The 5,904-nt window shown below is 38.4% G+C and carries 4 protein-coding genes; 2 read left to right on the plus strand and 2 right to left on the minus strand.

Annotated features, from left to right (window positions below; translation table 11 throughout):
- Both AC1DND_RS18935 and AC1DND_RS18940 read left to right on the plus strand, forming a co-directional pair.
- A partial coding sequence (locus AC1DND_RS18935) for an outer membrane beta-barrel protein (RefSeq protein ID WP_477583976.1) occupies nucleotides 1–2,084 on the plus strand: 2,084 nt, incomplete at its 5' end.
- Nucleotides 2,085–2,128: 44 nt separating this feature from the next.
- A complete protein-coding gene (locus AC1DND_RS18940; RefSeq protein WP_477583978.1) occupies nucleotides 2,129–2,863 on the plus strand; it encodes an SGNH/GDSL hydrolase family protein in 735 nt (244 codons plus the stop codon).
- A 209-nt stretch (nucleotides 2,864–3,072) separates the two neighbouring features.
- Here the strand turns inward: AC1DND_RS18940 and ettA are convergent, their stop codons facing one another.
- Nucleotides 3,073–4,752: an energy-dependent translational throttle protein EttA gene (gene ettA / locus AC1DND_RS18945; RefSeq protein WP_057932811.1), complete on the minus strand. Its 1,680-nt coding sequence runs from the start codon at nucleotides 4,750–4,752 to the stop codon at nucleotides 3,073–3,075.
- A gap of 284 nt (nucleotides 4,753–5,036) precedes the next feature.
- The coding region (locus AC1DND_RS18950; protein WP_477583980.1) for a RagB/SusD family nutrient uptake outer membrane protein at nucleotides 5,037–5,904 on the minus strand (868 nt) is incomplete at its 5' end.

Consider the following 5,904-nt stretch of genomic DNA (forward strand, 5'->3'; position numbering starts at 1 on the left):
AGGTAATTGAGGATTATGGTGATGAAGCCAGTTTTACAGGCATAAAAGTAGGTACGCCACAAAAAATGTTGAACCTGATTACTAAGCCTGGCATGGACAAAGGTGTTTTTGGCGGAGTAAATATGAGTTCTGCCACCAATAATGCACATAATTTAGGCGGTAATGGTAGCATATGGAGAAAAACGAAGCAAATTGGTTTTGGAAGCCGTTATGGTATCACGAATAATGAGTTTACCAAAATGAACAATGGAGGTTTAAATGGTAATATCAGAGACAAAATTTCGAAGGAATTTAGCTTTAATGGCGGCTATCATTTTAGTAACGGAATTAATAAATCTATTCAGAGTAATTACCTCGAAACGTTTAACCCGCAGGGAACAATATTCGACTTAAGAGAAAGCGCCAATAATTCCAGATCGCTAAACAATAACATCAACCTCGGTTTAAATGGGGCCACAAAGAAGAATTACCTTAATATTTCGCTTAATGGGGCTTTGGCCAATACCCATAACGATGCGTTTTCCACTTCCAATAAAACAGGTTTTATCAAACAGGATCTACTGTCTAATTCAGGTTCAAGGAACAGTAATCCTAATGTTAATGGAAGTATTAATTGGTCTAGGCGGTTGGCTAATAATAAGAGGTCGTTATCTATGGGATTTAATTTTGGCACAAGCGAAGGAAACTCAAACAGTACAATTAATGATATTATAAGGTATTACAACGAAACCACCAACGTACTGGTTAAAGATTCTTTACTGAACAGATTGGTTGATAATAATACCTCGAACTCCAATTTTGGGGGCAATTTCCAATTTTCCAATTCATTAAAAAAGCCAAACGACAGTACAGGATACAGTTTTATTAACCTGTCTTACCGTTTTTCAGTTAGCAGGAGCCGCAATTTGCAAACTACAACGGTTACCAATCCGTTGGGAAACAGTTTTGTTGTCGATTCGCTGGGGCAGGATTATGTCTCTAATTTTATCAATCAGAATTTTGGTATCGGTTTTAATACCAACGCAAAGCGGATCAGTTATAATTTAGGACTTAATTTTTCGCCCAGTATTATTATCGGTAAATACCAGAACACAGGGCAAGAGTTAAAAAACTATCAGTTAAACTTTTCGCCATCTGCCAATTTAAGTTATCAGATTAAAGACAATGGGAATTTAAGTTTTGGCTATAATGGTTACACCAGTTCGCCCGATTTTAATAAACTACAACCCGTTAGAAACAATAACGATGTACAGAATCTGATTATCGGTAACCCAGATCTGAAAGCAACTTCGAGCCATACTGCCGATTTGAGCTATAATCAATTTGACCTCAAATCGGGATTGAGTATTATGGCAGGTTTGTCAGGAACTTTTGCTTTTAATAGTGTTGTAAGTAATACGGTTTTTCTGAGAGATACGCTAAACAGTTTAAAACAACAAACCACCTACGAGAATGTAAATGGTGTTTATAACATAGGTGGTAATTATTCCTTCAATAAAAGGTTGTTAACCAACAAACTGTCGCTCTCCATTAATGGAAATATTGCCTATAGCCGCAATGTTTTTTATACCGAAAATGTATTAAACCGGAGCGGTGGAATTAATGTTTCGAATGCTTTTAGGTTTAATCTGAATGAGAAAAAATATTCCTTCAATAGCAGTGTATCGTATAGCTTTAGTTCAAACACTTACTCTGTAATGAACCAGAACATTAAGAATGTCCAGGTTCTGGCTTTAAATGGCAGTGCCAGTTGGATTCCAAGCAAACGTTTTAGGGTAAATGCATCGGCATCTAAAAGTTTAAATTTTGGCTATAACCTATATGCCGGCAACCCATTATTGGTGAACATGGGGTTGAATACTTCCTTCTTGAAAGATAATAAACTCCTTTTTTCTATCCAGGCGAACGATCTGTTTAATCAAGGCTCACTTTTTAGCACCAGTATCAGCAACAATTCTATATCCGAAAACAGGACACGCTTTATCAGCCGCTTTGTGCAGGCAACACTGGGTTATAACCTGAGTCAGTTTGGCAATAAAAGAAACAGAACGAATTTAAATTTAAGCGGAGAAGAATTTAATTAATGGGGAATTAATTAGTTTAGCGTTTTGTTCAAATCGAATATCCCATGAAAAGTAAAATCCTAATCTTTTTTTTATTGGTCTTTGCAAGCAGTTCGTTTGCACAGCTGAAGACAGATTCGTTAAATAGTAAACCTAAAAAGGAGAATTTTGCTGATGATTGGGCTGCATTAAGTAAGTACCAGAAAGAAAATGAACTTTTACCGCCACCAACCAGAAAAGAAAAAAGAGTTGTTTTTTTAGGGAGTTCGATATTCGAATTCTGGAAGCAAAAAGATCCTGAATATTTTAAGGATAAACCTTATCTGGATAGGGGGATAAGCGGGCAGATTTCGCCACAACTGCTCATCCGTTTCCGGCAGGATGTAATTAATCTTAAACCAAAGGTAGTGATCATTTTGGCCGGGAGCAATGATATAGCCGGCAATACAGGCCATGTTACCATCGATAAAATTATGGATAACATTAAATCGATGGCAGAACTGGCGAGGCTGCATCACATTAAAGTGATACTCTGTAAATACCTGCCTGTTTACGAATATCCATGGAATAAGCGCATTAAAGCGGCCGATAGCATTGTGGACTTAAATGCAAAAATTGTGGCCTACGCCAAAGAAAGAAATTATACAGTTTTAGATTATTGGACACCGCTGGTAGATGAACGAAAAGGGCAGCGTGCCGAACTAACGGTTGACGGTGTTCATCCAAACCTTGCAGGTTATAAAATAATGGAAGAAGTAACAGATGCTGCAGTAAAAAAAGCCTTGAAAAACTGGCATTGATTTCCTAACTAGATTGGGAACCACGTAGTGCTCATGAATGCCTTTGGAGAGAAGAAAGCCTATGAATAATTGTAATGCAATAGGCTTTAAGATTAGCTTCGCTGAGCACTTCGTGGTTCCCGCATGCACGGGAATGACGATAACGTTAAAAAATAATTTCCAAATTACACCTCAAACAAAAAAGTCCCGATTCTCATCGGGACTTTGTATTAATTTAGTTTTTTATATCTGATGCGTTTTGGGGTAACATCACCTAAACGTTTCTTGCGGTTTTCTTCATAATCTGAATAGTTCCCTTCGAAGAAATAAACTTCAGAATTACCTTCGAACGCCAGGATGTGTGTACAAATCCTATCTAAGAACCACCTATCGTGACTGATCACTACGGCACAACCACCAAAGTTTTCTAAGGCTTCTTCCAGGGCACGTAAAGTGTTTACGTCGATATCGTTGGTTGGCTCATCCAGTAGCAATACATTGGCTCCCTTTTTCAAGGTAATGGCCAAGTGTACACGGTTACGCTCACCTCCTGATAGGATGCCTACTTTTTTCTGTTGATCGCCACCATTAAAGTTGAACTTTGAAACATAGGCACGTCCGTTAACGGCTTTAGTGCCCAATTGGATATTGTCCAATCCATCGGTAATGTTTTCGTAAACGGTTTTATCGGCATCTAAATCGTTGTGCATCTGATCTACATAACCCAACTCAACGGTTTCGCCTACACGGAATGTACCAGCATCTGCTTCTTCCTGTCCGGTAATTAAACGGAATAAAGTGGTTTTACCTGCACCATTGGGACCAATAATACCCACAATACCTGCCGGCGGAAGGGAGAAGTTTAAATTATCGAACAATACCTTATCGCCATAAGCTTTGGTAACATTTGTTGCTTCAATTACCACATTACCCAAACGAGGTCCAGCAGGGATGAAAAGTTCCAATTTATCTTCTCTTTCTCTGCCATCTTCTGAAGCTAATTTATCGTAGTTGGCTAAACGTGCTTTAGATTTTGCATGACGTGCTTTTGGTGCCATACGTACCCATTCTAACTCGCGTTCTAATGTTTTCTGGCGCTTGCTTTCTGTTTTCTCTTCCTGCGATAAACGTTTTGCTTTTTGATCTAACCAGCTGCTGTAATTTCCTTTCCATGGAATACCTTCACCGCGGTCTAGTTCTAAAATCCATCCGGCAACATTATCTAAGAAATACCTATCGTGGGTAACTGCAATAACGGTTCCTTCGTAATTTTGTAAGAATTGTTCTAACCAATCGATACTTTCGGCATCCAAGTGGTTGGTAGGCTCATCCAATAATAATACATCAGGGTGTTGAAGCAATAAACGGCACATGGCCACACGACGGCGCTCACCGCCTGATAATACACCGATTTTAGTGTCAGGATCAGGACAACGCAAGGCATCCATAGCTCTTTCTAATTTCGAATCAATTTCCCAGGCACCTAATGCATCAATTTTATCCTGAAGTTCGCCTTGTCTGGCCATCAGTTTATCCATGGCATCAGGATCTGAGTAGTTTTCCTCTAAGCCGAAAGCTTCGTTTACTTCTTCGTACTCTTTTAAAATAGCAGTTACTTCGGCAACGCCTTCTTCAACCACCTCGCGCACGGTTTTTTCAGGATCCAAGATCGGCTCCTGTGCTAAATAACCGACCGAATAACCTGGTGAGAAAACCACTTCGCCTTGGTAAGATTTATCTAAACCGGCAATGATTTTTAAAAGAGATGACTTACCAGAGCCGTTTAAACCAATAACCCCGATTTTGGCACCGTAAAAGAAAGAAAGGTAAATATTTTTTAAAACCTGTTTTTGTGGAGGGTAAATTTTGTTTACACCTGCCATTGAAAAGATTATTTTCTCGTCTGACATTATAATGTGTTGTTTTTAAAGTAGTTTAATACTAAGATTGATATTAAAGGAAGGTTAACAGTTTTTCTTACAGACTGTTTTACCCAACCAAATAATGGCAACGCCAAAATTGCTCACAAAGATAAGAACAACAAGCCCATTACAAAGTGCTTTATGATTATACTTTAATAAACTTTTAGCCACAAATTAACACGGAATGCTTTTCTGCATCATGCCAACTAATGAACCAATGACGAATGAACTGCCAATTCTAATCTCGTTTTAATGTAATTATCATAATTCGTTCATAAAATATATCTTGCTGTGTAACGCGCATCAGTAGGGTTAATGGTTTGATTAACTGAGCCATTAATAGTAGAGTGTGTGCCTGGGTAATCTCTTACCACTGGACKGTTATTTCTAAATAGGTCGTAAGCCCGTTGACCTTCAAAAGCCAGTTCTAACCATCTTTCTTCCAGTACAATATCTAAAATGTTGTGTGTTGGCGTAACATCTGTCAAAGTATAAGCTGGAATTCCTGCACGGGTTCTAATTATATTCACATCATCTAAAGCCAATTGCGTATTGTTCAGCTTGGCATTGGCCTCCGCTCTGTTTAGGTGCATTTCTGCTAAACGGAGGTAAACAGGTGATGTTAAATTAATCACGCCTTCCTGCAGGTTATTTTTATTTACATAATAAATAGGTGCAGCAGGGGTTAGTTTTGTATTTAACTGTTGTACGCCATTTACGATTAAAGGTGAAATAAAGCTTTTTCTTTTATCCTGAGGATATTTATTAAGAAAATTATAATACTTTACCGAAGCATATATTTCTCCCCATCCGCTTTCTCCCTGGCCTAAGGCATTACCATTGGCATCGCCACTATAGTATAACGAGCCAATAGCTGAATAATCGTAGTTCTCGGTTTTGGTGTGTTTGATGGCAAAGATATTTTCGGTATTTTTTTCTGGATCGCCTCTAAAATAGGTTTGATAGGCGGCATCCTGCATCAATTGATACTTGTTTGAGCTGATAACCAGGTTGGCATATTCTACGGCTTTGGCGTTGTTATCCATATAAAGATAAACTCTTGATAAGAGTGCATAAGCAGCCATTTTTGTAGCGAAGCTATTGCTTTTCTCTGCAGTGATACATTGCGCAGCTTTTAAT

The organism is Pedobacter sp. 01N416 (assembly GCF_056399685.1).

Coding starts and splice junctions, on each gene's coding strand:
- AC1DND_RS18940 (WP_477583978.1), top strand. CDS start 2,129: ATGAAAAGTAAAATCCTAATCTTTTTTTTATTGGTCTTTGCAAGCAGT.
- ettA (WP_057932811.1), bottom strand. CDS start 4,752: ATGTCAGACGAGAAAATAATCTTTTCAATGGCAGGTGTAAACAAAATT.